Below are 25921 nucleotides of genomic sequence, written 5' to 3'. Positions count from 1 at the left end.
GCGCTACGCCGGCCCCGGCGCCCCCCGCAGCCCCGGCAGCCGGTGCCGATGCCCTGCTCACCGCCTTCAGCCGCGGCCTGGGCCTGCCACAGCTGCAGCCGCCCGGCGGGCTGACGCCGGCCTTCATGGAACACCTCGGCATGGTGGTGAGGGAAGCGGTGCAGGGCACGGTGGAGTTGCTGATCGCCCGCGCCGCCACCAAACGCGAGGTGCGCGCCGACGTCACCATGATCGTCAGCAAGAACAACAATCCGCTGAAGTTCTCGCCGGACGTCGATTTCGCCCTGATGCAGTTGATCAATCCACAGGGCGGCGGCTTCATGGGGCCGGCCGAAGCCATGCGCGATGCCTATGACGATCTGCGCGCCCACCAGATCGGCTTCATCGCTGGCATGCGCGCCGCCTTGGCCAGCGTGCTGGCCCGCTTCACCCCCGCCGAGCTCGAAGCGCGGCTGACTTCGCGCAGCCTGTTCGACAGCGTGCTGCCGGCCAACCGCAAGGCCAAGCTGTGGGACCTCTACGAGCAGCGCTACCAGGACATCTCGCGCGAAGCCGAGGACGACTTCCACTCCTTGTTCGGCCGTGAGTTCCTCAAGGCGTACGAAGCCCAGATCGAACAATTGCAGCGCGACCGCAGCTGAGCCCTTCCCCTTCCGCCATTCCATCCAATTCCATTCATGCTGACGCTACACACCGCCTACATATCCCGCATCGGCAGCCGACGGCGGAACGAGGATGCCTGCGGCTACTGGACTTCTCCCCAAGGCTGCTGCTGGGTGGTGTCGGATGGCGCGGGCGGCCACGGCAGCGGCGACCGCGCCGCGCAGATCGTCGTCAGCACCGTCCTGGAACGCTTCTCCACCCAGCCCCAGGTCGGCGAGGAATACGCCATCTACCTGCTGGAAGCCGCCCAGGCGGCGGTCATGGCCGACAAGCAGGCCGACCCCGGCGGTGACGACATGCACGCCACCGCCGCCGCACTGCTGATAGACGCCGGCCAGGGCAAGGCGGTGTGGTCCCATGTGGGCGACACCCGTATTTACCTCTTCCGCGACGGCGAAGTCCTGCACCGCACTCGCGACCACAGCCTGGTGCAGAGCATGATAGATGCGGGCTACGGCAGCCCCGACATGATCCGCCAGCACCCGCAGCGCAGCCTGCTGACCTCGGCCATAGGCAATGCCGAAGACCTCGCCCTCAGCGTCTCCGGCGCACCGCTGGACCTGCTGCCGCAGGACGCCTTCCTGATCTGCAGCGACGGCTGGTGGGAGCATGTGGACGAGGCGCAGATGTGCGCCATGCTGGCCGGCGCCACCTCCTGCGAGGCGTGGCTGGAAACCATGGCCGCGCTAGTCGAAAAGCATGACAACCCCCAGCATGACAATTACACTGCGGTCGCGGTAATCGTGGCGGCCGGGCAAGGCGAAAGCACCGTGCTCCTCCCCTGACCTCATCCAGCATCCCAGGACATCGAAATGAAAGCCCAATTCGTATTGCTGCCGCTCTGCGCGATGCTGGCGGTTAGTGGCTGTGCAACCATGGACAGCAAGACCGAAAGCGCCGGCATCGGCGCCGCCATCGGCTGCGCGGCCGGCGCGGTCATCGCCACGCTGACGGAGAACGATGCCGGCACCGGGTGCGCGGCTGGCGCGGTGGTCGGCGGCGCCGTCGGCTACATCCGGGCCCGCAATGCCGAGATCGAGGAGGCCAAGCGGGCGACAGAGGCCGCCGCCGCGGTCAAGGGCGCCACGGTGACGCCGGTGGAAACCCAGCAGGTGCGGGTGGTCGATACCAAGGCCAACAAGACCGACACCGTGTCCGCCTTCAAGTCGGTCTCCGTCGATATCCCGCTGAGCCAGGTCGACACGCCCGAGGGGCGCGAAGCCATGCGCAAGCTGCAGGAATACGCGCGTAAGACCGCCAACGACCGCGGCGACACCATAGACATGACGATAGCCACCGCGCCGGGCAAGGGCAGCAGCGCCAAGGCCTCCAAGGTCACCCTCAGCAAGGTGGTGGAGAACGCCGGCAAGGGCAAGGTGCAGCACAGCCAGATCACGGATCCGCAGGTTCCGGCCAACGTCCAGCGCGTCACCATCGAAGCCAGGAACCAGAGCCGGGTCGAAATCTAAGCGCTTCCTCACGCGCTTCCGCCCCAGCCTTCGCCCGCTTTCCTTCCCACTTTTTTCCTGCAGATGAAAAACCCTACTATCGTCATGGCCGTCCTCCTAGGGGCTGGCCTCATCGGCCTGTCCGGCGCCGCCGCAGCCAGTTGCTCGAACAAGAACTACGGCCTTGATCTGTACGTGATGGGCGACATGCCCCAGAGCGAGGAAAGCGGCAGCCGTTGCGCCAATACGGCCGACAAGTTCTTCGACCTGCTCAACGGCGAGAGCTTCAGCAGCATCGTGCCCAGCTACAACGACTTCTCGATCGCCAATGCGACGATGAATTTCAACGGTGTGCCGCTCTACTTCGATTTCGAATCGTCGGACACCACCCTGCGTTTCCGCATCCCCAGCCTCGATGTGGACGTGTCGTTCAGCGGCAGCGACCGCGACGAGTCCGCCGATCTGCTGGTGGACTACCTCAAGAAGAGCGGTATCCTTTCCCGCATCATGCGCGAGCAGGCGGCCAGCTCACCGACCAGTCCCATCGCCGGTCCCGGCGGCATGATTCCCACCGCGGCGGCAGCGGATTTCGATGCGGCCATGAGCGAGACGGTGCAGGCGTTGAATGGCGGCAGCAGCAGCGACAGCCCCAGTTTCTCCGTCGGTGCGTCCTACGGCACCATGGACGCGGATGGCAAGAAGGGGCAGGTGAGCAACATCCCCATGTCTTACGTGTGGCGCTCCGACAGCACGCCGGGGCAGATGTTCACCCTGTCGGGCAGCGTCACCCAGGTGACCATTGCCGGCGGCACCTCCTACCACGGTGGCCTGGGCGTCGCCTTCCGCATGCCGGTCAGCGCACGCTGGGCGCTGACGCCTTCTCTGCGCTACTCGATCACCGGCTCGGCGGACATGGCCTCGGTCGCCGGCATGTACTCCGCCGGCCTGTCCAGCACCTATCACATCCCGCTGGAAAGCCTGGACCTGGTGATCGGCAACATGGCCGGCTACTACCGCACCAACAAGGTTTCCCTCGGCGAATACTCCTTCGACCCCAAGATCCATACCTGGTCGCTGCGCAACGGCGTCATGGTGTCGCAGCCGGTGAACATGTTCGGCATGCCGCTGGCCGTCGAGTACTCCTTCGTCGATACCCGCTACACCGGCGGCACCGAGTTCTTCGTCGACAACACCCAGGAAATCGGGGTGACGATAGGCACCAACCGCGCTGGCAACCTCAGCAAGAAGTTCACCCGCTTCGGCCTGCGTTACCTGCACGGGCGGGAGACAAACACCGTATCGCTCACTGGCAGCTACTGGTTCTGAGCACGGGGCCAGCGGCAGCGGCAAAAAAGGGGCGCTTGAAGCGCCCCTTTTCTTTGCGGCTGGCCGGGCCTTCAGCGCTCCGGCTGCAACAGCTTGTCCAGGTCCTTGTTCAACTGCTGCATGTACTCCCGCTCGGCCTTGAGCGAGTCCTCGCCGCGCGCCGGCTTGCGCGCCGGCGGCTTCTCCGCGGCAGGCGGCACGGCCGGCTGCGACGGCGCGGCCATCGCCGCCTCCGGGCGCGGAGCAGGCGCGCGCGGGGCCTGCACCGGCGACTCGACCCGCGGGGGCGGAAGCGCTTCCTGGATGCTGGCGACCTGGGCGCCGTAGCGCCCACTGCAAGGCGTGGCGGTGACGCAGCGCGGCGTGCCGATCAGCGCGCCGATATCCGCGCCAGCGGCAAAGGCGCTCTCCAGTGCCGTGCGGTGGGCAACGAAGAACTCGCCTTCACGGGTGAACACGCCTTGCGGGAAATCCCGCGCCTGTTCGGACACCACCGCCAGCAGGCGCCACTCTCCCACCGGTGCCTTGGCCGCATAGGCCCAGGGCTTGTCCATCAGCGGCCGCGGAACATGGAAGGCGTCGCCCGGCCCGATGGCGTTGTCTGCATCCAGGGCGTTGGGAAAGAGGCGATAGACCCGGTCGTCCGCGCTATCCCACAGGAAGAGGTAGAGATGGCCGGCGCCCAGGCTGGCGAGCGCAAGCTTGAGCGTGTCCTGCCCGATCACCACGCTGGCCGGTGCCTGCAAGCCCGGCAACAGGCCGGGGTCGGCATGGCCCAAGGTGGTCGCCAGCGCTTCCGCGAGCGTGGGCTGGGCCGGCCGCGGCAGGGCCTTGGGCGGTACCGCAGGCGGCGGAGTCTGCACCACTGGCGCTGCGGCCGGCGCCCCCGCCTCGGCCGTGGGCGGCGCCGGCTCCGCCGCAGGGCGGGTCCACCAATAGCCGCCGGCAGCGAGGGCGGCAACCAGGGCCACCACGCCGCCCGCGATCAGCCCCTTGCTGCCGTTGCTGGCAGCGGGCGAGACCGCTATCCGCTCGCTCTCGCGTGGGCGCCCCCGCGCCGGCTCGGCCGGCGTGCTCGCGGCGAACAAGGGGGAATCCAGGCCCCATCCCAGCAACTCCCGCATCTCGGCCATGGACTGGGGACGCTCTTCCGCCCGCACCCGCAGACAGTGATCCACCCCGCGCAGGAAGCGGTCGCCGTAGCGGCCGGCGGCCAGTTCGGCCAGCGGCTGGTAGCTGTCCTGCATCATGCGGCCGACCGAAGGCGGCGGCGTCTTGCCGACGATCATGAAGTAGATGACCGCCGCCAGCGCATAGACGTCGGTCCATGGGCCCTGCTGCATGCCGGGCATCTCGGCGTACTGCTCGATGGGCGCATAGCCAGGCTTCAGGATCACCGTCAGCGCCTGGGTCATGTCGCCGATGACGCGGCGGGCGGCGCCGAAATCCAGCAGCACCGGGCGGTCGTCCCGCAGCAGCATGATGTTGTCCGGGGCGACGTCGCGATGGAAGCAGCTCTCGCGGTGGATCAGCTCCAGGGCGTCGACGACGGGCGCCAGCACCTTGCGTATCCAGCTTTCGTCCGGCGCGCTGGCGCGCTGCTTGAGCACCTCGCGCAGGGTCTTGCCGTCGTAGTAGGGCATCGCCATGTAGGCGGTGCCGTTGTCTTCCCAGAAGCGATAGACCTTGACCAGCGCCGGGTGGTCGAACTGCGCCAGCAGCCGGGCTTCGTTCACGAAGCTGCGGCGGCCGATCTCGAAGGTGTCGCGATGCCGTTCCGAGCGCACGCTCACCGTGGTGTTGCCGCTGCGCGAGGCCAGCGATGCGGGCATGTATTCCTTGAGCGCGACCTTGCGCTCCAGCGAATGGTCCTGCGCCAGGTAGACGATGCCGAAGCCGCCCTCGCCCACCAGGTCGATGATCTCGAACTCGCCCAGGCGGAAGCCTATCGGCAGGGCGTTGTGCGGGTTCTCCGCTGCGGCCGGCGGCCTTGCCGCGGCTGCGGCGCCCCCCAGCACTACGGTCTTGTCGTCATCGTCGTTGGCGGACACTGCGGGGTGTTTCCTGTGGGTTGATCAAGAGTGGCCGGGCAAGTACTGCAACATGCGGGCAAACACTGCGGCGCCGGGCATGCCCTGGCAGGCAAAGCCGCCGGTGGCGCCGTCCGGGCCACGGCACCACCACAAGGTATAGGCGCCGAACAGCGTGTCGGCCAGCTGCGCGCCCGTGCCCGCCGCCAGGTCGGGAAGGCCGGCGCCGCCTCCGGCTTCCAGCTGCGCGAAGGCGTCGCCGCGCAGCAGGGCCGTACCCAGGCCGGCGCTGGCGCCCGCCGGCAGCGCAGGTACCGGGCTCGCCTGCAGCCCGGCCTCGAGCACGTCCACGCCGGCGTCCGGGTTAAGTCCGGCACGCGCGGCCTCCTCCAGCCGCTCGGCCCATTGCTGCACGCTCGCCAGCACCGCGGGCTCCAGGCTCAGCCCCGGCATGGCCGCCGCCAGCGTCAGCGGAAAGTAGCGTCCCACCCGGTCCACCGAGGGCAGCAATATGCCGGCCCAGGGGCCGCCGTCCAGTACCCGGGCTCCGAGCAGGAAGCCCCATACCGGCGCCGTCAGGAAGCTCTCCAGCCAGCTGGCCCCCAGCGCTTCCTGGCTGGCGGCCATGCCGCGTTGCAGCCAGTCATCCCAGGCGGCAACGAAGCCATCGGGCAGGCGCCGGCCGGCGAAGTCCCCCAGGCCCGGCAGTTTGCCGTACCAGCCCGGCAGTTCCTGCTGCCACTGAACCGTCATAGGCCCGCCGGGCAGCGGAAGTCCACCAGCTCGCGCAGGCGGAAGGGGTTCTGCACGCTGCTGCTGGTGACTTCGAACACCGCCGAACGGCCATCGACGACGAAGGTGGCGCGGAATTTCTCCGGTAGCGCGGTCGCTTCGATATTGGCCTTGTCCAGCATGCGGAACAGCGCCCAGGGGCCGTCGGTGGCGATGCCGGAGGTGCCGCTCTGCCCCGGTGGGGTGATCTGTACCCGCACCTGCAGGCCGCCCTTGGGGCCGGGCCATTGCACCGACTGCGGCACCTGCGGGCCGTGGGCGTAGTTCACCAGCTGGCCGTCCACATCCAGCGTGAAGTGGGTTATCGCCGGGTCCATCTCGATGGGCTTGAAGTCCAGCCGCATGGTGCCGCCGTTGCGGAAGAACACATCGCGTATCACCGCGGCGCGCTGGAACTGGGCGAGGTTGCCCGGTGCGCCCAGGGACTGCTCCTGGACCTTGCGGAAGGTCCAGTTGCGGGCGCTCATGTCCACATACTGAGCGAGGTTCTGGTTGAAGAAGGCGTCGAACTTGCCACCGGGGCCGAACAGGGTGGCGAAGTCGTCCCGGGTGACGTCGCGCGGGCTGCTGCGCACGAAGGGGTAGCGCCCCTCGGTGGCCTGGGTGCAGAACTGGCCGACCTGGGTGGCCACCGCGGTGGATAGGGATTCGCGCAGCGAGGTCAGCGCCTGGCCAGTGCCGGCGGCGGACAGCTGCTGCAGCATGGAGCGCACCGGCTCCGGCATGCGCGCGCTTTCCGCCTTGACCCGCGCGGTGGCATCCGACGGCGGCGGCGCTACCTTGTCGCGCAGCGCGGTTTCGGTGGCGGAGAGATTCACATAGACATCGTTCACCAGCGCCACCACCGCGTTGATGGGCGCGCTGCCGGCATCGCCGGTCACCAGCTGGCGCAAGCCGGCGAAACGGTCGTCCACGATGCGCTCCACGCCGGCGGCGGACGCAGCCGCCTGACCGCCAGCGGCAGCACCACCGAACAGCCGGCCCAGCTCGTTGCGCGCCTCGGCGACCCGCTCCTGCGCCTTGTCGATGGCGGACTTCTCGTCCGCGGCGACGATCAGCGTGGTTTCCCGCGACATCGCCTTCATCAGCTTGGGCAGCGGCGAGTCGGCGGCGGACAGCACGCGGGCAACCTGGATGCTCTGCTGCAGCGTCGGCGCGCGCTGCACCGCGATGTCATCGACAAAGGCCTCCCACACGCGGGCGTAGTCGGTGAGATAGAGGCGGCGCACCTCGTCGGCGATCTGCTTGGCGGTGGCAGCATCCGGCCTGGACTGCGCAGTACCCAGCACCCAGGTTTCCTCCTCCGCCAGATGGGCGGAAACCTTGCCCACCTGCGGGCCGAAACCCTTGTGGTAGCCATCGAAGCTGTACAGGCCGGGCACTCCGCGCGTCAGCGGCTGGCCGCTCTTGCGCACGAACACCAGCGCCGCCGCCGGGCCTACCGCCCTCTCAACGGTGAACTCCGGATACTCGCTGCCCACGCCCTGGCGCTTCAGCCGGCTGTAGATGCGGTCCGGCAGGGAGTAGCGCAGCAGCTGGCCGCGCACCCGTGCGATCAGCTCGGAATCAGCCGGCTGGGGCGATACCACCGGGCCGTCCTTGAACAGCGCGTCCAGGTAGCCGGCCAGCGCGGCGCGCTGCTCGGTGGTGGTCTCGCGCGGCAGGTTGAGTTCCCAGTCCAGGCTGATCCAGGCCTTCAGCGCATCGGCGTCGAAGTGCGAGGCCTCGTGCAGCATGATGTAGCTCTTCAGTGCCTCGTAGGCGAACTCCAGGTTGTTCGGGTCCAGGCTGCGCAGCTGCTTCTCCACCCGCATGGCGATCCGCGGCAGCAGCACGTCGCGCAGCATGCCGCGATAGGCCTGCTGCGCGGCGGCATCCAGCTTGTCGCCCTGATAGAGGCCGAAGCGCATGGACAGCGGGCCTTCCCCCGAGGGCCGCGCATCGGTGTGGGACACGGTGCGCACCGCGTCGATGACCGGCAGGATGCCGACCACGTCGTCCGACGCGGCCACCCGGGCCTCGGCCACCGTGGGCTGCACCGCCTCCACCCGCTGGCCGACGGCCTCGATGTAGGCATCGTTGTTGCGGTAGCTGAGCGCCCAGGCCACCAGCAGGCCGACCGTCAGCACGCCCACGCCGGCGAAAGCGGCCAGACGCACCAGGCTGCGGCGGCGCTCCCACTTCAGGTTGGTACCGCCCAGGCGCTGCTCGGCGAACACCACTTCGCGCAGCAGGCGGGTGATGAAGAAGCTCTTGCCGCTGCCGGTCTGTGGCGGAATGAGGCGGCGCTCCAGGCCGAAGGCCGCGCCCAGCGAGGACATCACCCGGTCGATCGGACTGCCTTCCTGGGTGCCGCTGGTGAAATACACGCCGCGCAGCAGCGGCGGGTGATCCAGGCCGGAGGCGACGAACACCTTGTCGAGGAAGGCCACCAGCAGGCGGTCGGCGGTCGCCAGTTGCTGGTCGAAGGCGGCGATGGCGCCGCGGCGGGCGAGGTCGCGCTCGTCGCGCAGGCGCACCGGCAGCAGGTCCAGCACGCGCTGGCGCAGGCGCGCCAGTTCGTCCGGCAGCGCCTTCACCGCGGAGCCGGTTTCGGCCTGCTGCGGGAAAGTCACGCCCCACACCTGGTCGCGCGCTTCCTTGCCGAAATCGCTGAAGAACTCGTTGAAGCCGGCGATGAGGTCGGCCTTGGTCACCAGCACATACACCGGCAGGCGGACGTTGAGCTGCTCGTATAGCTCCTGCACCCGGGTACGCAGCGCCAGCGCATGGCGCTCGGCCGCCGCCGCATCCTGCGACAGCAGGTCGCCCAGGCTCACGGTGAGCAGCACGCCGTTGAGCGGCTGGCGCGGCCGGTGGCGCTTGAGCAGGCCGAGGAAGCCTTGCCAGGCCTGGCGGTCGGCCGCCTGGTCGGAGTCCTGGGTGGTGTAGCGGCCGGCGGTATCGATCAGCACCGCCTCATCGGTAAACCACCAGTCGCAGTTGCGGGTACCGCCCACGCCCTTCAGCTGATGCACGCCCAGCTTCTCCGCCAGCGGGAAGTGCAGCCCGGAATTGATCAGCGCGGTGGTCTTGCCGGAGCCGGGCGCGCCGATGAAGACGTACCAGGGCAATTCGTAGAGATGGCGCCCACCGCCCAGCGCCAGCAGGCGGGCGAAGCCGCCGCGCTTGGCCTGGGCGGCGGCGCTGGCGTCCTTGAGCACCCGCAGCGCTTCCTCGAAGCGCTGGCGCAGGGTCTCCAGTTCCGCCGGCGGGGTGTTCTGGTCTGCCGGGCCGTCATCCTTGACCAGCCCTTCCACCAACTGGGCATTGCGCTTGCGCGCTTTGAGCTTGCGCCAGAGCAGACGGCCGACGACGAACAGCACCACCAGGCCGATCAGGATCAGCCGCGCCAACGCCGACTCCAGCGGCGCGAAGCCGGCGATCGCGATCAGGGGGCCGACGAACCAGATCACCAGGGCCAGCGCGATCAGGCCCAGCAGGCCCAGCAGCACCGGGTGAAAAACGAACTTGAAGACGGCTTTCATGCCTCGCCCTATCCCAGTCTCAGTTGCCCGCGCTCGGGAACACGATGATTTCGACACGGCGGTTGCGGGCGCGGCCCTCGGGCGTGTCGTTGGAGGCCACCGGCTCGCTCTCGGCCCGGCCCTCGGTTTCGATGCGCGCGCCGCCCAGCTGGGGCGTCAGCACCGCCGCCACAGAATCCGCCCGCGCCTGCGACAGGTGCCAGTTGGACGGGAAACGCGCCGAGCGGATCGGCCTGTCGTCCGAGTGGCCGCGGACCAGCACCGAACCCTTCACCTGCGCCACCGCCTCGCCGATGCGCGCCATCAGCGGCAGCACCCGCGGCGCCAGCGTGGCGCTGGCCGGCTCGAACAGGCCGTCGCCCTGGATCAGCACCACGCTGCGGTCGGGCAGGTCACGCACGACGACCAAGCCCTGCTGGATCTCCGGTGCCAAAAAACCTTGCAGGCGGTCCGGCGTCTTCGCCGGCGCGGCGGCGGCTTGCGCCACCGGTGCCGGTGGCGGCACCTTGAGGCCGAGGATGTGGCTGAACGCCGGATCGGAGTGCCGGTTCAGCGCGTAGGACGCAGCCATGTAGACCAGCACCAGCAGCAGCGCGGCGATGGCCGCCACCGCCCACAACGGCACCGAGTCGCGCAGCGGCCGCGCGGTGGTGGCGGTGGTCTGCCATTGCGGCGACAACTCGCGCACCGGCTCGCCGCGCTCCTTGACGATCATCTGCGCCAGCCGCTCGCGCACCGCGTCCAGTTGGGCGCGGCCGTTCTGCAGCACCCGGTAGCGGCCCTCGAAGCCCAGCGCCAGGATAATGTAGAACAGCTCCAGCAGATTGCGATGCGCCGCCGGCTGCTCGGCCAGCTTACCCAGCAGCTGGAAGAACTTCTCCCCACCCCAGGCCTCGTTGTGGAACTGCACCAGCAGGCTGCGCTGGGCCCAGATCTTCTCGCCCCAGGGCGTGTTCGCCGCGGTTTCGTCGAGGAAGGTGCACAAGGCGTAGCGGGCGCCGATCACATGCTCGTTGAGCACCCCGACCTCGCGCGCCTTGGCCTCGAAAGCCTGCACCGCGCGCGCCAGTGTCTCGCGCAGGCCGGCCGGGTCGGGGTGATGGGCCTGGCGCAGCTGCGGCACCAGGTTGAGCAAGGGGTTGGCGGCGGCCACCAGGGGATTGAGACCGGCACTCCAGTCCAGCGCCGACAGCTCCACCCGCTCGAAGCTGAAACCTTGCGCCGGGGCGGCGGCGGACCGGGCAGCACGCGCGCCCGGATTCGGAATCACCAGCGTGCGGTCGCCGGGCGGCTGGCCGAAGGGATCGTCATTGGTCATTGTCGGGGTCCGCCTCGAAAGCGGGAGCCGGGATCGTCACCGGCAGGTGGGAAAGGTGGTAACGGGCGGCAGCGCGGCTCACGCCCGGATCGCCCACAACGAAACCTCGAGACCGGGGAAGTCGCCGGTCACATACATGCCGAGTCCGCCCGAGCCATCGAGCTGTTTCCACAGGTCGCCGCTGTTGTCGAGCTCGAAGTAGGTGAAGCCGGCATGAAAAGGAATCTGCCGCGGCGCCACTGGCAGGGGCCGCAGCGCGATACCGGGCAGCTGCAGGTTCACCAGTTCGCGGATCTTTTCGACGGGGCCGAGCTTGGCCTGGGTGGGGAAGCGGGATCGCACCGCCTCCGCCGGCACCTGGGCGCGTACCGCGAGCACGAAGCCCGCCTGCCGCAGCAGCCCACGGTCGGCGATGATGCCGACGTAGCGACCCTGCTTGTGGTCCTGCAGGTCGATCTGCACCGCGTTCTGTTCAAGGATGGCGGACAGGCTGCGGCGTATCTCGCGCATCAGCGGGTCGAAACTCTCCTGCAGCGCGTCGTGGCGATAGGCCGGCAGCGCCGGCGGCCGGCGGTCCGCCGCGGTGAGGCTGGAGAGTTCGCCCATCAGCTGCAGCAGCTGGCTGTACAACCGCTCCGGATGCAGCGGGCTGAGCTGCTCCAGGTGGGAGAACACCGGCAGATGGCGATTCACCGTCAGCAGGAAGAGGAAATCCGCGATCTCGGCCACGCCGCCAGTGCCGCCCTGGGACATGCGCCCGGCCAGCGCCTCCGCCCGCTGCCCCAGCAGGCCGAGCACTTCGCGCAGCATGGAGGAAAGCTGCGGCGCGGCCTGGCTGGCAAGCATGGGCGGGATGTAGCCGCGATCCACCAGCAGGCTGCCGTCCGGCCGCTTCTCGGTCACCCGCAGCACGCCCAGGCGGATGAAGGCATCGGAGAACTCGCTGGCCAGGCCCAGCTCCAGCCGCGGCCGGCCGACCTGCACCACTTCCGCGCCGCCCCCACCACCGGCGGCATCCGGCAGGCTGGCATCGGTCACCGCGTAACGCGCCAGCGGATCGTCGTCGCCGACGATGTTGTACTCGGGCATCAGCGCCCGCTGCAAGGGCAGTGCCATCACCACCAGCGCATCCTTGGCGTCGGCCGGGAAATCGAAGGCCAACGGACCTTCGTGCGCCGCCGGGAACTCGAAGGGCGTGCCGTCCGCGAGAAGGCCGCTCGCCGCCCGGATCACGATCTTGCCGACGCCGAGCGCAGCTTCGTCCACCTCCAGGCTGGAGAACCCCCAGCCATTTGCCTGCAGCAGCCGGCGATGGAGCTCGCCGCGCCACTCGGCGTGCCTGTCCTGCTGCTGGAAGTGCTGCGGCCGCAGGAACAAGCCCTCGGACCAGACGACCTTGCTGAACCACGACATGAAGAGTTTCCCCGAACGCGCCGCCGATGCGGCGCCACTAGGATTAGGTTTAGTTGGCTTTTGCCGGCGGCGGCGGAAGCGGTGCCAGCCGCGCGGAGACACTCAGGCGATTGTCCTGCACGCCGATCTCGATTTCATTGCGGCGATTCGCCACCAGCGGCGCGCTCGCCCGCCATACCGCGCTATCCACCTCCCGGAAGGCGGCGAAGACGGCGACGAGGCGACCCTCCTCCAGTTCCCGCGGCTCAAGCACCCGCCGTTCGCCCGGCTTGAGCACGACCTCCTCCCGACTCACCACTGCCTCACCAAGGACCTGCTTGTCGCGGTCGAACAAGGAGAAGAAATCGCTGGCTTCGAAAGCCGAAGCGTTATTCAGTACGTATATCCGCAGCACCACCGGCGACGGCCGGCCGCGGGGATCGACGTTGACCTTTCCGGCCGCCGTCATGCCCACCGCCAGCACGGTGGGATCCGGCTTCGGCGGCACCACCGCCGGCTTGGAGCACGCTCCCAGAAGGGCCGCCACGGCAAATGCAGCCGCGCCCGAACGTAAGGCAAAAGCCAGGCCCTTCACGGTAAAGCTCCTTGCGGTGTTCACGATGGGGTCACGATTGTCGATCAAGCTGGCATGTACGGGCAACCGATTTGCGCAGACAGGAAAACGCCCCCTGCAATGCACCAGCGGAGGGCGGCAATCTGCCCGATTTAGTGCATATGGGGTAGTCAAATAGTTTTTTATGCAGGCCCGGATGCAAGGCCGTTTTATTCATTTACTATAGCGATCCCTTTTCTGGCACCCGGTTTTCGAGATGTCCACAAAAGTCACACATAACTCACAAAACCAGGCATCGGCGGTTTGCTGAAATGGCACTGGACATCGACCTCGAATCCCTGCTCGCGCCGCTGGGCGACGAGCAACCCTGTGGCCCCAATCTCGAATACGACGCCGACTTCCTCCAGCTGGAGGAAGCCTCGCGGCAACAGGCCGGCCAGGAGTTCATGCAAGGTGACAACAACACCGTCACCATCGAAGGGCAGGGCCCGGACTGGCCCGAGGTCCGCCGCTTGGCGGAAATCCTGCTGCAACGCAGCCGCGACCTGCGCGTCGCCGTCTATTACACCCGCGCGCTGCTGCGCACCGAGGGCTTCGGCGGCATCCACGCCGGCCTCGGCCTGATCCTCGGTCTGCTGGAGCGCCACTGGACCGGCGTGCACCCCGAGTTGGACGCCGACGACAACGACGACCCGACGATGCGGGTCAACGCGCTCGCCCCGCTGGTGGCCAGCGACGCCGTCATTGCCGACCTGCGCACCAGCTGGTTGATGCGCTCGCGCCAGTCCGGCGTCCTCACGGTACGCGACATCGAGGTCAGCCAGGGCAAGCTCAGCGCCCGGCAGGGCGAGCAGCTTTTCTCCGAGAGCCAGGTCAGCGGCATGCTGGGCGAGGCGATTGCCCAGGATGGGGCCCTCGCCAGCCGTATTACCGAAAGCCTCGCCCTCGCCCGCCAGCTTTCCAGTTACCTGCAGGACCAGGTCGGCGCCGGTGCCAGCCTGGATTTCAAGCCGCTGCAGGACGTGCTCTATGCCGTACAGCAGGCCCTGGGCAACCAGCCGGTCGCGGTAGGCGCCACGGCCGAAGGCAGCGATGAGGCCGCGGGAGCCGTCGCCATGGGCAGCGCCACCGGCGCTCCCGGCGAAATCCGCTCACGTCAGGATGTCGTGGCCACCATAGACCGTCTGGTGGCCTATCTTGAACGAGCGGAGCCGACCAATCCTGCCCAGTGGCTGCTTCGCCGCGCCCAGCGGGTCATGAACATGAACTTCCTGGAAGCCATCGTCGAACTCGCGCCGGACGGCCTGGAGCAGGCGGAGCGCATGGTCGGCAGCCAACTCAACCCGGAGGGGGAGGAGTAAGCCTCCACCCCCCGTCCGCCTCCGGCAGCGGCGGACAAGCCCACCCCTTTCCTGACGGAGGAACACCATGTCGAGCAGCAGCCAGAAATTCATCGCGCGCAACCGCGCCCCGCGCGTCCAGATCGAATACGACGTCGAGCTCTATGGCGCCGAAAAGAAGGTGCAGCTGCCCTTCGTGATGGGCGTGCTGTCCGACCTCTCCGGCAAGCCGGCGGAACCGCTCGCGCCGGTCGCCGACCGCAAGTTCCTCGAAATCGATGTGGACAACTTCGACAGCCGCATGAAGTCGATGAAGCCGCGCGCCGCCTTCCAGGTGCCGAACACGCTGACCGGCGAGGGCAACCTCAGCGTCGAGCTCACCTTCGAAAACATGGACGACTTCTCGCCGGCGGCGGTGGCGCGCAAGGTGGATGCGCTGAACAAGCTGCTCACCGCGCGCCAGCAACTCTCCAACCTCATCACCTACATGGACGGCAAGACCGGCGCCGAGGAACTGATCGCCAAGGTGCTGCAGGATCCCGCCCTGCTGCAGACCCTGGCCGCCGCGCCCAAGCCCGAAGACAAGCCCGCCGAATAAGCGGCCTCCTCCTCCCCTTACCTCCGATACCGATACAGCCCCTACTCGCACCGAGGAGTCCAGCATGGCTGACGCCCAAGCACAGAACGAAGCCCAGTCCGGCGGACTGGCGCTCGAAGGCAACGAATTCGAGGCGCTGCTGCGCCAGGAATTCAAGCCCAAGACCGATGAAGCCCGCAGCGCGGTGGAAGCCGCGGTACATACCCTGGCCGAACAGGCTCTGGCCCAGACCACGCTGATCGGCAGCGATGTGGTCAAGTCCATCGAATCCATCATCGCGGCGCTCGACCAGAAGCTCACCGAGCAGGTCAACCTGATCATGCACCACGAGGATTTCCAGAAGCTGGAAGGCGCGTGGCGCGGCCTGCACTACCTGGTGAACAACACTGAAACCGACGAGATGCTGAAGATCCGCGTCTTCAACATCACCAAGACCGAGCTCGGCAAGACGCTGAAGCGCTACAAGGGCACCGCCTGGGACCAGTCGCCGCTGTTCAAGCGTGTGTACGAAGAGGAATACGGCCAGTTCGGCGGCGAGCCCTACGGCTGCCTGGTGGGCGACTACCACTTCGACCAGAGCCCGCCGGACGTCGAGCTGCTGGGCGAAATGGCCAAGGTCAGCGCCGCCGCCCACACCCCCTTCATCACCGGCGCCTCGCCCACCATCATGCAGATGGACTCGTGGCAGGAGCTGGCCAACCCGCGCGACCTGACCAAGATCTTCACCACGCCGGAATACGCCGCCTGGCGCTCGCTGCGCGAGTCGGACGACTCCAAGTACATCGGCCTGGCGATGCCGCGCTTCCTCAGCCGCGTGCCTTACGGCGCCAAGACCAACCCGGTGGAGGAATTCGACTTCGAGGAAGATACCGGCGCCGCCGACCACAGCAAGTACACCTGGGCCAACGCCGCTTACGCGATGGCGGTGAACATCAACCGCTCGTTCAAGGAATACGGCTGGTGCTCGCGCATCCGCGGCATCGAGTCCGGCGGTGCGGTCGAAGGCCTGCCGGTGCATAGCTTCCCGACCGATGATGGCGGCGTGGACATGAAGTGTCCGACCGAGATCGCCATCTCCGACCGCCGCGAAGCCGAGCTGGCCAAGAACGGCTTCATGCCGCTGGTGCACAAGAAGAACTCCGACTTCGCCGCCTTCATCGGCGCCCAGTCGCTGCACAAGCCGGCCGAGTACGACGACCCGGACGCCACCGCCAACGCCAACCTCGGCGCCCGCCTGCCCTATCTGTTCGCCACCTGCCGCTTCGCCCACTACCTGAAGTGCATCGTCCGCGACAAGATCGGCTCCTTCAAGGAGAAGCAGGACATGCAGCGCTGGCTGCAGGACTGGATCATGAACTACGTGGACGGCGACCCCTCGCACTCCTCCGAGAGCACCAAGGCCCGCCGCCCGCTGGCGGCCGCCGAAGTCATCGTGGACGAAGTGGAAGGCAACCCCGGCTTCTACACCTCCAAGTTCTTCCTGCGGCCGCACTACCAGCTGGAAGGTCTCACCGTTTCCCTGCGCCTCGTTTCCAAGCTGCCCTCGGCCAAGGGCGGTTGATGTCCTGGTGGCCGGGCATGCACGCAACCGGCCACCAGCCTGCCCCCGGCGCTTCTCCGGCGGCGGCACGCAGCAAACAAGCCGGAGTCCCGGCAATTCTCAATTGATTTGATCGATTCTTCAGGAGAAGACCATGGCAGTGGACATGTTCGTCAAGATTGGCGACATCAAGGGCGAAGCGAACGACAAGACGCACAAGGAATCCATCGACGTGCTCGCCTGGAGCTGGGGCCTGAGCCAGTCCGGCACCACCCACATGGGCAGCGGCGGCGGCGCCGGCAAGGTGAACGTGCAGGACATCTCCTTCACCAAGTATGTGGACGCCTCCAGCCACGCCCTGATCATGGCGTGCTGCAAGGGCACCCACTACGACGACGCCACACTGATCGTGCGCAAGGCCGGCGACACCCCGCTGGAATACATCAAGATCACGATGAAGGAAGTGATGGTCACCGCCGTCAGCACCGGCGGCTCCGGCGGTGAAGATCGCCTGACCGAGAACGTCACCCTGAACTTCGCCGAGTTCAAGTTCGAATACACCAAGCAGGCACCGAAGGGCGGCAAGGACACCACCATGACCGCCAACTGGAACATCGCCGAGAACACCGGCGAGAGCAAGTAAGCAGGTCTGCCCCACCCCCGCCCCTGCCCTGACGCCCACCGCGGCACGGCAGGGGCTTTTACCGAATACGGCCACGGGAAGGCGAGATGGAAAGCGACATGTTCCTGAAGATCGAGGGCGCCCGCATGGGGCCGATCAAGGGCGAAGCCCAGGATCAGCTTCACCGCGACGAGATCGACATCCACTCCTGGTCCTGGGGCATGCAGGGCAACGCCAGCGCCACCGCGACCGCCGGCTCGCGCACCGGCGGCAGCAGCCAGGTGTCGGTCAGCGAACTGACGATCAGCAAGGGCTGCGACCGTGCCAGCACCTCGCTGCTCGCCGCGCTGCGCTCCAACGAACAGATCAAGCGCGCCATCCTGACGGTGCGCAAGGCGGGCGGCACCAATCCGGTCGAGTACCTCGTCATCACCATGGAAAACGCCCGCATCCGCTCGGTGGAGATGAGCGGCACCGGCGGCATCGGCGACCAGGTGAGCGAGCGGGTGTCCATTTCCTTCCAGAAAATCGCGGTCGAATACCGGGGCCAGGACGGCGCTGGCGGCGGCAACGCGGTATCCCGCTTCGAAACCGAGTTCAGTCCGGCCTGAGCCGCCAGGGAATCGCCATGAGTGCCAATACCCTCACCGACGCTGAAGCCAGCCTGCGGGCTGGCGATCCGGATGCCGCCCTCGCCCGGTTGCAGGCCGCGGTCCGCAGCCAGCCCGGCAACGCCAAGTTGCGCGTGTTCCTGTTCCAGCTACTGGCGGTGCTTGGCCAGTGGGAGCGTGCCCTCAACCAGCTGAACGTCGCCACCGAGCTGGATGCCTCCACGCTCGCGATGGCGCAGATGTACCGCGAAACCCTGCGTTGCGAGCTGCTGCGCAACGAGGTGTTCGCTGGCAAGCGGGTGCCGCTGCTGTTCGGCGAGCCGGACCAGTGGGTCGCGCTGCTGCTCGAATCCCTGCTGACCGCCGGCCGTGGCGACAAGGCCGCGGCCGCCCGCCTGCGCGAACAGGCTTTCGAACTGGCCCCCGCCACCGCCGGCCGGCTGGACGACGGTGCCTTCGCCTGGCTGGCGGATGCAGATGCCCGGCTCGGCCCCATGTGCGAGGCGGTCATCAACGGCCGCTACTACTGGCTGCCCTTTTCCCGCCTCGCCAGCATCGCCATCGAGGCCCCGGCCGACCTGCGCGATTTCGTCTGGACGCCGGCGCATTTCACCTTCACCAACGGCGGTGAGGCGGTGGGCGTCATCCCCACCCGCTATCCCGGCTCCGAAAGCAGTGCCGACGGCACCATCAAGCTCGCCCGCCGCACCGAGTGGCTGGAGCAGGATGGCGACTACCTCGGCCTCGGCCAGCGCCTGCTGGTGACCGATGCCGGCGAATACCCCCTGCTGGACATACGCCGCATCGAGTTCGACACCGCGCCGGCGGAGCCGGTCGATGGTTGACCTGCAGCCGCTGGACCGCCTGCAGCCCGCCCTGCTGGACCGGCTGCGCGACGACGCCCCGGACAAGCGCAGCGAATCCGGCGAGCAGCGGGTACTCAACCGTGCCCAGCTGCGCGAAGCGGTGCTGCGCGACCTCAGCTGGCTGCTGAACTCCCTCCGCCCGCCGGCACGCGACGGCCTCGCCGCCTGGCCGGAAGCGGAGAACTCCGTCCTCAACTACGGCATGCCCTGCTTTTCCGGCGAAACCGCTTCCTCGCTGGACGTCACCGACCTGGAGCGGGCGATACACGACGCCTTGCTGCGCTTCGAGTCGCGCATCGTGCCCGGCTCGCTGCAGGTCACCGCCGACCAGCCGGACAACGTGCTGGACTGGCACAACGTGATCGCGGTCCGCATCTCCGCGCTGATCTGGGCGCAGCCGGTGCCGCTGGAGTTGATGCTGCGCACCCAGCTCGACCTCGAGAGCGGCCTGGTCGAAGTGCGCGATCTCGGCAGCAACGGCTGAGGCGGTCATGGATCCGCGGCTGCTGCGCTACTACAACCAGGAACTCCAGCACCTGCGGGAGATGGGCGCCGAGTTCGCGCGCCAGTTCCCCAAGATCGCCGGTCGCCTCGGCATGGAAGGCATAGAGGTCGCCGACCCCTATGTGGAGCGCCTGCTGGAAGGCACCGGCTTTCTCGCCGCCCGGGTGCAGCTGCGGCTGGATGCCGAATTCCCCCGCTTCACCCAGCGCCTGCTGGAGATGCTGCACCCGCACTACCTGGCGCCCACGCCGGCCATGCTGGTGGCGCAGTTCCAGCCGGTACCCGGCGAGACCAACCTCGCCCGCGGCTTCGTCGTGCCGCGCGACACGCCCTTCCGCAGCGCCCCCGGCAAGGGCGACACCGCCGCCTGCGAGTTCCGTACCGCGCATGCGCTCAAGCTGTGGCCGGTCGAGCTGGTGCAGGCGCGCTACTTCAGCTTCGCCGCCGACCTGCCGCTGGCCCGCCTGCCCTTGTCCGGCCGGGTGCGCGGCGGCGTCCGCCTGACACTGCGCACCACCGGCGGCCTCAAGTTCAACCAGCTGTCGCTGGATACGCTCAGCCTCCACCTCGGCGGCGCGCAGGAGATCGCCTACCGGCTGTGCGAGCTCATAGGCGCCTCCGCGCTGGGCGCGCTGGTGCAGCCGGCGGGTGGCAAGGGCGCCGGCTGGCAGCGCTTCATTCCACCGGAGCAGATCCGCCTCACCGGCTATGACGACGAACAGGCCCTGCTGCCGCAGCGCCACCGCAGCTTCGACGGCTACCGGCTGATCCAGGAGTACTTCTCCTTCCCCGAGCGCTTTCTGTTCTTCGACGTCGCCGGCCTCGCCCCGGCGCTGGCACTGGCGGACGAGGAAGTCGAGCTCGTGCTGCTGTTCGGCCAGGGCGACGCGGCGCTGGAGAGCGTGGTGGACAACGCCCATTTCCTGCTCCACTGCACGCCGGCGATCAACCTCTTCCCCAAGCGCGCCGACCGCATCCACATCAACGACAGCAGCCACGAGTTCCACGTCGTCGCCGACCGCACCCGGCCGATGGACTACGAGATCTACGAGCTCACCGAAGTGCTTGGCCACTTCCACGGCTCCAGCGAGGAACAGCGCTTCCTGCCCTTCTACGCCGACTTCCACGCCAGCAACAGCAGCGCCGGCCAGGCTTACTACAGCAGCCGGCGCGAACCCCGCCTGCTGTCGGAGAAGCAGAAGCGCAACGGCCCGCGCACCGGTTACATCGGCAGCGAAGTCTTCCTCTCCCTGGTCGATCCGCGCGAGGCGCCCTACCGCGCCGACCTGCGCCAGCTCTCCCTGCAGGCACTGTGTACCAACCGCGACCTGCCAGTGCTGATGCCACTGGGGGGCGGCAGCACCGATTTCTCGCTGGAGGTGGCCGCGCCGGTGGAAGCGGTGCGCTGCGTACGCGGGCCCTCCCGCCCCTACGGCATGCTGGCCGAGGGTGCCACTGCCTGGCGCTTGATCAGCCACCTCGCGCTCAACCACTTCTCCCTGGTGGATGCGGACGCCCATGAGGGCGCCGGCGCCCTGCGCGAGATGCTGATGCTCTATGCCGCCAACGCCGATGTCGGCATGCGTCGCCAGGTGGAAGGCCTGAAATCGGTGAAGGTGGAGCCGGTGGTCGCCCGCCTGCCCTTCCCCGGCCCCATCTGCTTCGGCCGCGGCCTGGAGATCGGCCTGGAGGTGGACGAGACCGCCTTCGAAGGCGGTGCCGCCTTCCTGTTCGGCTGCGTCATGGAGCGCTTCCTGGCGCGCCACGCCTCCATCAACAGCTTCACCCAGACCGCGCTGCATTCGCTCACCCGCGGTCTCGTCATGCGCTGGGAGCCGCGATGCGGCAAGCGGACGATCCTCTAAGCCTGCTGGCGGCGCTGGAGCGGGAGCCCTGGGCCTTCGACTTCCTGCAGGCCATGCGCCGCCTGGAATGCGTGTTCCCGGACAAGCCGCGCTGGGGCACCGCGCTGCGGCCGCAGGACGAAGCGCTGCGGCTGGGCCAGGAGCCCTCGCTCGCCTTCGCGCCAGCCAGCCTCTCCGCGCTGCGGCCGGGCAAGGAAGGCGCGCCGCCGCGGCTGCAAGTGCGCTTCTTCGGCCTGCTGGGGCCCAATGGCCCGCTGCCGCTGCACCTCACCGAATACGCCTTCCAGCGCGAGTTGCAGCACGGCGACGAAACCTTCGCCCGCTTCCTCGACCTGATCCACCACCGCTTCCTCGCCCTCTTCTACCGCGCCTGGGCGCAGGCCCAGCCCACCACCAGCCTGGACCGCCCGGCGCAGGACCGCTTCGCCACCTACGTCGCCTCGCTGATCGGCACCGGCCAGCCCGGCCTGCAGCGGCGCGACAGCGTGCCGGACAACGCCCGCCTGTTCCAGGCCGGCCTGCTCGGCCGCCAGAGCCGCAACGCCGAGGGCCTGCACACCGCGCTCGCCGCCTACTTCGAGCTGCCCATCGAAGTGGAGCAGTACGTCGGCCACTGGATGACACTGCGCGAGCGCGACCACACCCGCCTGGGCCGCAACCGCCTCGGCCGTGACGCGGTGATAGGCCGCCGCGTATGGGATCGCCAGAGCCGCTTCCGGCTGCACATTGGCCCCATGTCCCTCGCCCAGTACCGCGCCTTCCTACCCGGCGGCAGCGGCCTGGCACAGCTGGTGGACTGGGTGCGCTTCTACACCGGCGGCGAATTGTCCTGGGACGCCCGCCTCAGCTTGCGCAAGGAAGAGGTACCGCCGCTGCAGCTCGGCCGCGGCGCGCAGTTGGGCTGGACCAGCTGGCTGGGCAAGCGCCAGGGCCTTGGCGACGCCAGCGACCTGGTCCTGGACGCCGAACGCCTCGCCCAGCGCCATCGAGCCGACACCGGGGCCCGGGAGTCCGCTCCCGCGCCCCACTGACGATAACCCGGACCACCACGTCCGCTTTCACGAAGAGAGACAGGCATGAGCGAAATCAGTCGGGTAGCCTCGTTCGGCAAGCTGAACAGCCTGGCCTACAAGGCCATCGAAGGCGCCACCGTATTCTGCAAGCTGCGCGGCAACCCCTATGTCGAGCTCGAGCACTGGCTGCAGCAGCTGCTGCAGACGGAGAACACCGACCTGCACCGCATCGTCCGCCACTTCGAGCTGGACGCCGCCCGCCTCGCCGCCGACCTCACCGCCGCGCTGGACCGCCTGTCGCGCGGCTCCACCTCCATCTCCGGCATCTCCACCAACTTGGACACCGTGGTCGAGCGCGGCTGGATCTATGCCTCGCTGATGTTCGGCGAGAGCCGCATCCGCACCGGCCACCTGGTGGTCGGCATGCTGAAGACACCCTCGCTGCGCAACGCCCTGTTCTCCATCTCCCGCCAGTTCGAACGCATCCGCCCGGATGTGCTCACCGAGGAATTCGCCGGCATCGTCGCCGGCTCCGCCGAGGACGGGCTGGCCGCCCCCATCGGCAGCGGCCAGCCCGGCGAGGAAAGCGGCGCTATCGCGCCGGCGCAGATGGGCAAGCAGGAGGCGCTGAAGAAATTCACCGTCGACCTCACCGAGCAGGCCCGCGCCGGCAAGATGGACCCCATCGTCGGCCGCGACGACGAGATCCGCCAGGTGGTAGACATCCTGATGCGCCGCCGCCAGAACAACCCCATCCTGGTCGGCGAAGCCGGCGTCGGCAAGACCGCGGTGGTCGAAGGCTTCGCCCAGCGCATCGCCCGCGGCGACGTGCCGCCCTCGCTCAAGGACGTCGCCCTGCTGGCGCTGGACGTCGGCCTGCTGCAGGCCGGCGCCAGCATGAAGGGCGAGTTCGAGCAACGCCTGCGCGCGGTCATCGACGAAGTGCAGGCCAGCCCCAAGCCCATCATCCTGTTCGTGGATGAAACCCACACCCTGGTCGGCGCCGGCGGCGCGGCCGGCACCGGCGACGCCGCCAACCTGCTGAAGCCGGCGCTGGCGCGCGGCACGCTGCGCACCGTGGGCGCCACCACCTGGGCCGAGTACAAGAAGTACATCGAGAAGGACCCGGCGCTCACCCGCCGCTTCCAGAACGTGCAGGTGGACGAGCCGGACGAGAAGAAGGCGGTGCTGATGATGCGCGGCGTCGCCAGCACCATGGAGAAGCACCACCAGGTGCAGATCCTGGACGAGGCACTGGAAGCGGCGGTGAAGCTCTCCCACCGCTACATCCCCGCCCGCCAGCTGCCGGACAAGTCCGTCAGCCTGCTGGACACCGCCTGCGCCCGCGTCGCCGTCAGCCTGCACGCCACGCCGGCCGAGGTGGATGACAGCCGCAAGCGCATCGAGGCGCTGAACACCGAGCTGGAGATCATCGGCCGCGAAGGCAACATCGGCATTGACGTCGGCGAGCGCCAGACCCAGGCCGAAACCCTGCTCGCCGAAGAGCAGCAGCGCCTGGCCGAGCTGGAAGCCCGCTGGGAGCAGGAGAAGACGCTGGTCGATGAACTGCTCGCGCTGCGTGCCGCCCTGCGCAGCGGCAACCGCCCGGTGGAAGGCACCGGCAGCGCGCTGGAAGCCGCGACCGATGGCGCGGCGGCCGATGGCGCGGCCCCCTCTGCCGAAGCTGCTGCCGGAGCGACGCCGGACCGCGAAGCCCAGCTCGCCCGCCTGCGCGAGGTGCAGACCGAACTCGCCACCCTGCAGGGCGAGCAGCCGCTGATCCTGCCGACGGTGGACTACCAGGCGGTAGCCGCGGTGGTGGCGGACTGGACCGGCATCCCGGTCGGCCGCATGGCGCGCAACGAGATCGAGAACGTGCTGCGCCTGCCGCTGCTGCTTGGCCAGCGCGTCATCGGCCAGGACCATGCGATGGAGATGATCGCCAAGCGCATCCAGACCAGCCGCGCCGGCCTGGACAACCCGAGCAAGCCCATCGGCGTGTTCATGCTCGCCGGCACCTCCGGCGTCGGCAAGACGGAAACCGCGCTGGCGCTGGCGGAAGCGCTCTACGGCGGCGAGCAGAACCTCGTCACCATCAACATGAGCGAATTCCAGGAAGCCCACACGGTGTCCACGCTGAAGGGCGCGCCGCCGGGCTATGTCGGCTACGGCGAAGGCGGCGTGCTGACCGAGGCGGTACGGCGCAAGCCCTATTCGGTGGTGCTGCTGGACGAGGTGGAGAAGGCCCACCCGGACGTGCACGAGATGTTCTTCCAGGTCTTCGACAAGGGCTTCATGGAAGACGGCGAAGGCCGCTTCATCGACTTCAAGAACACCCTGATCCTGCTCACCACCAACGCCGGCACCGACCTCATCGCCGGCCTGTGCAAGGACCCGGACCTGATGCCCGACCCGGAGGGCATGGCCAAGGCGCTGCGCGACCCGCTGCTGAAGATCTTCCCGCCCGCCCTGCTCGGCCGCCTGGTCACCATTCCCTACTACCCGCTGTCCGACGAAATGCTGGGCGCCATCGTCCGGCTGCAGCTGGGCCGCATCAAGAAGCGGGTGGAGGCGCGCTACAAGATCCCCTTCGAGTACGACGACGAAGTGGTCAAGCTGGTCGTCAGCCGCTGCACCGAGAGCGAATCCGGCGGCCGCATGATAGATGCCATCCTCACCAACACCATGCTGCCGGACATCAGCCGCGAGTTCCTCACCCGCGCCATGGAAGGCAAGGCGGTGGAGCGGGTGACGGTGGGCGCGGCCAACGGCAACTTCACCTACACCTTCGACTGAACGCTGGCAGGGAGACTGCGGTGGCCAAATTCACCGAGATCTACAACAAGGCAAAGGCGGTCCTGGCGGGCCAGAGTTTCGAGAAGGACTGGCACGCCTTCCTGACCACCGAGTGCAAGCTGGCCCAGCTGTTCGGCGCCGATGGCTTCGACGTCGCCCGCAGCCAGGACCCCGAGCGGGTCCGCCGGCGGCTGAGGGAGCTCAGCAAGTGGAACAAGAAGATAGGCACGGTGATCGTCGAGGCAGCGACGAATCCCGCCTCGGCCGGCTCGGTCAACGACCGCGCCTCAACGCTGAAGATGGTTCGCCACCTCTACCGCGTCAGCAAGAAAGGGGCACAGGAGGTGTGGGTGTATTCCCCGCCCAAGGCCTATACCAAACCCATCTTCGAGGAACTCAGCGGCGACGCGAAGGCGCTCGCCTCCAAGCTCAACAGCGAGCAGAAGATCTTCTCGTCCAAGGAAATGGCCTGGATGGCCTCCGCCCTGGCGGTGGCGCTGAAGATCGCGGAGGACGCCAAGGCCAAGCTGAGCGGAGCGAGCGGCAAGCAGGCGGACACCGACGCCATGATCCAGCGCTGGTTCCTCGACGAAACCTGCGGCGCCACCGAACTGGCGGATGCGAAGACGAAGCTGCTCGCCGGCTTCCAGAAGATCGCCGTCGCCTGCGCCTCGAACAAGCTGGTGTTCGCCGACTACGTGGACTGGATCAAGACCCGCAACAAGTACTTCGGCGCGGCCTTCCGCGGCGGCGAGGGCGGCGGCTTTCCGGTCATCTACCTCGAGGGCGCCTTCACCCGGCTTACCGGCAACACCGGCAAGCTGTGGCTGTGTGCGGAAACCATCATCCACGAGTTCTCCCACCACGAAGTGCATACCCGCGACCATCGCTACGACAGCAGCGGCCTGAAGCCCGCCACGGCCACCCTGGCCTACGCGAAAGCCATCGAGAACGCCGACAGCTGGGGCTATTTCGCCCTCGACCTCGCCGGCTACCTGTCGGCGGGCGACCGCACGAAAGTGCTCTTCTAGCCGCCGCACAAGGACGGACTCACCATGACAGACGACGATTTCGCCCCGCCCGCCCCCAAGCGCAC

General features: G+C 68.1%; 21 protein-coding genes. 15 read left to right on the top strand and 6 right to left on the bottom strand.

What is annotated here, in order from left to right; genetic code table 11:
- The 4 genes from tagH to GRF61_RS16345 form a co-directional block, all read left to right on the top strand.
- Window positions 1-641: type VI secretion system-associated FHA domain protein TagH (tagH, locus tag GRF61_RS16360; protein ID WP_169151702.1), on the top strand; the 641-nt coding region annotated here is incomplete at its 5' end.
- A 36-nt stretch (window positions 642-677) separates the two neighbouring features.
- On the top strand, window positions 678-1448 hold the full coding sequence (locus GRF61_RS16355) for a PP2C family serine/threonine-protein phosphatase (protein WP_169151701.1): 771 nt from the start codon (window positions 678-680) through the stop codon (window positions 1446-1448).
- A gap of 27 nt (window positions 1449-1475) precedes the next feature.
- Entirely contained in the window at window positions 1476-2132 is a 657-nt protein-coding gene (locus GRF61_RS16350; protein ID WP_169151700.1) for a glycine zipper domain-containing protein, read from the top strand.
- 84 nt (window positions 2133-2216) lie between these two features.
- Window positions 2217-3437, top strand: coding sequence for a hypothetical protein (locus tag GRF61_RS16345; protein WP_169151699.1), 1221 nt, complete (start codon window positions 2217-2219; stop codon window positions 3435-3437).
- Window positions 3438-3508: 71 nt separating this feature from the next.
- On the opposite strand, the gene GRF61_RS16340 is transcribed toward GRF61_RS16345, so the two are convergent.
- The 6 genes from GRF61_RS16340 to tssJ form a co-directional block, all read right to left on the bottom strand.
- On the bottom strand, window positions 3509-5488 hold the full coding sequence (locus GRF61_RS16340; protein WP_169151698.1) for a protein kinase: 1980 nt from the start codon (window positions 5486-5488) through the stop codon (window positions 3509-3511).
- 24 nt (window positions 5489-5512) lie between these two features.
- On the bottom strand, window positions 5513-6220 hold the full coding sequence (gene tagF / locus GRF61_RS16335) for a type VI secretion system-associated protein TagF (RefSeq protein WP_169151697.1): 708 nt from the start codon (window positions 6218-6220) through the stop codon (window positions 5513-5515).
- The gene (gene tssM / locus GRF61_RS16330) at window positions 6217-9786 is read right to left on the bottom strand and encodes a type VI secretion system membrane subunit TssM (protein WP_169151696.1); all 3570 of its coding nucleotides are present in this window, start codon (window positions 9784-9786) and stop codon (window positions 6217-6219) included. The genes tagF and tssM overlap by 4 nt, the downstream gene beginning before the upstream one ends.
- A gap of 19 nt (window positions 9787-9805) precedes the next feature.
- Window positions 9806-11104 (bottom strand): DotU family type VI secretion system protein, encoded by a 1299-nt coding sequence (locus GRF61_RS16325; protein WP_169151695.1) that lies wholly within the window; start codon window positions 11102-11104, stop codon window positions 9806-9808.
- Between the two features lie 78 nt (window positions 11105-11182).
- Entirely contained in the window at window positions 11183-12517 is a 1335-nt protein-coding gene (tssK, locus tag GRF61_RS16320) for a type VI secretion system baseplate subunit TssK (RefSeq protein WP_169151694.1), read from the bottom strand.
- Window positions 12518-12566: 49 nt separating this feature from the next.
- A complete protein-coding gene (gene tssJ / locus GRF61_RS16315) occupies window positions 12567-13139 on the bottom strand; it encodes a type VI secretion system lipoprotein TssJ (protein ID WP_169151693.1) in 573 nt (190 codons plus the stop codon).
- Window positions 13140-13381: 242 nt separating this feature from the next.
- Between tssJ and tssA the strand changes: the two genes are divergently transcribed.
- The 11 genes from tssA to GRF61_RS25195 all read left to right on the top strand — a co-directional run bounded on the left by tssA (window position 13382) and on the right by GRF61_RS25195 (window position 25856).
- The gene (tssA, locus tag GRF61_RS16310) at window positions 13382-14431 is read left to right on the top strand and encodes a type VI secretion system protein TssA (protein ID WP_169151692.1); all 1050 of its coding nucleotides are present in this window, start codon (window positions 13382-13384) and stop codon (window positions 14429-14431) included.
- Between the two features lie 67 nt (window positions 14432-14498).
- Entirely contained in the window at window positions 14499-15008 is a 510-nt protein-coding gene (tssB, locus tag GRF61_RS16305) for a type VI secretion system contractile sheath small subunit (RefSeq protein WP_169151691.1), read from the top strand.
- Between the two features lie 64 nt (window positions 15009-15072).
- A complete protein-coding gene (gene tssC, locus GRF61_RS16300; RefSeq protein ID WP_169151690.1) occupies window positions 15073-16569 on the top strand; it encodes a type VI secretion system contractile sheath large subunit in 1497 nt (498 codons plus the stop codon).
- Window positions 16570-16702: 133 nt separating this feature from the next.
- Window positions 16703-17191, top strand: a complete 489-nt coding sequence (locus GRF61_RS16295) for a type VI secretion system tube protein Hcp (RefSeq protein WP_169151689.1) — start codon at window positions 16703-16705, stop codon at window positions 17189-17191.
- A gap of 98 nt (window positions 17192-17289) precedes the next feature.
- Entirely contained in the window at window positions 17290-17781 is a 492-nt protein-coding gene (locus GRF61_RS16290; protein WP_248281285.1) for a type VI secretion system tube protein Hcp, read from the top strand.
- A gap of 17 nt (window positions 17782-17798) precedes the next feature.
- Window positions 17799-18626, top strand: a complete 828-nt coding sequence (locus tag GRF61_RS16285) for a type VI secretion system accessory protein TagJ (protein ID WP_169151687.1) — start codon at window positions 17799-17801, stop codon at window positions 18624-18626.
- The gene (gene tssE, locus GRF61_RS16280) at window positions 18619-19131 is read left to right on the top strand and encodes a type VI secretion system baseplate subunit TssE (protein WP_169151686.1); all 513 of its coding nucleotides are present in this window, start codon (window positions 18619-18621) and stop codon (window positions 19129-19131) included. The genes GRF61_RS16285 and tssE overlap by 8 nt, the downstream gene beginning before the upstream one ends.
- 7 nt (window positions 19132-19138) lie before the next feature.
- The gene (gene tssF / locus GRF61_RS16275) at window positions 19139-21016 is read left to right on the top strand and encodes a type VI secretion system baseplate subunit TssF (RefSeq protein WP_169151685.1); all 1878 of its coding nucleotides are present in this window, start codon (window positions 19139-19141) and stop codon (window positions 21014-21016) included.
- Window positions 20992-22047 carry a type VI secretion system baseplate subunit TssG gene (gene tssG, locus GRF61_RS16270; protein WP_169151684.1) on the top strand — a complete coding sequence of 352 codons (1056 nt, stop codon included), beginning with the start codon at window positions 20992-20994 and terminating at the stop codon, window positions 22045-22047. The genes tssF and tssG overlap by 25 nt, the downstream gene beginning before the upstream one ends.
- A 45-nt stretch (window positions 22048-22092) precedes the next feature.
- Window positions 22093-24825 (top strand): type VI secretion system ATPase TssH, encoded by a 2733-nt coding sequence (gene tssH / locus GRF61_RS16265; protein ID WP_169151683.1) that lies wholly within the window; start codon window positions 22093-22095, stop codon window positions 24823-24825.
- Between the two features lie 20 nt (window positions 24826-24845).
- Window positions 24846-25856, top strand: coding sequence for a M35 family metallo-endopeptidase (locus tag GRF61_RS25195; protein ID WP_169151682.1), 1011 nt, complete (start codon window positions 24846-24848; stop codon window positions 25854-25856).
- Window positions 25857-25921 lie beyond the last annotated feature (65 nt).

The organism is Azoarcus sp. TTM-91 (assembly GCF_012911025.1).
Lineage (GTDB): Bacteria > Pseudomonadota > Gammaproteobacteria > Burkholderiales > Rhodocyclaceae > Azoarcus.
The sequence above is the reverse complement of the archived record's forward strand: the minus strand, read 5'-3'. Positions and strand labels throughout refer to the sequence as shown.